1 protein-coding gene is annotated in these 240 nt (G+C 32.5%); it reads left to right on the top strand.

Going from position 1 to position 240, the window contains the following annotated elements; genetic code table 11:
- Positions 1 to 240, top strand: a 240-nt coding sequence (locus Q4528_RS15790) for a hypothetical protein (RefSeq protein ID WP_303522680.1), incomplete at both ends; no start/stop codon positions are given.

Genomic DNA, 240 nt, shown 5'->3' with positions numbered 1-240 from the left:
CCTCTATTGTTACCGGTGAAAATTGAGTTAGATAAGATTAAGTTACAATTTTTAGAATCAAATCAATCATACTTTGAGCGTTTAGGAATTATTGTCAATGTGGTAAACAATAATTCGGTTCAAATTAGACAGTTTCCTGCGCTTTTACGTAATAAAGATGTCGCTAGTAGCTTTTCACAAATTATAGATACCCTATTTAATTTGAATGAAGCTAATGAGCTAAAGGAAGCGGACTGGCTA

Origin of the sequence: Staphylococcus pasteuri, assembly GCF_030547725.1 — a bacterium.
In the GTDB taxonomy this organism is placed as follows: Bacteria; Bacillota; Bacilli; order Staphylococcales; family Staphylococcaceae; genus Staphylococcus; species Staphylococcus pasteuri.
Note: the sequence above shows the minus strand (reverse complement) of the source record. Positions and strands in the feature narration are given on the sequence as shown.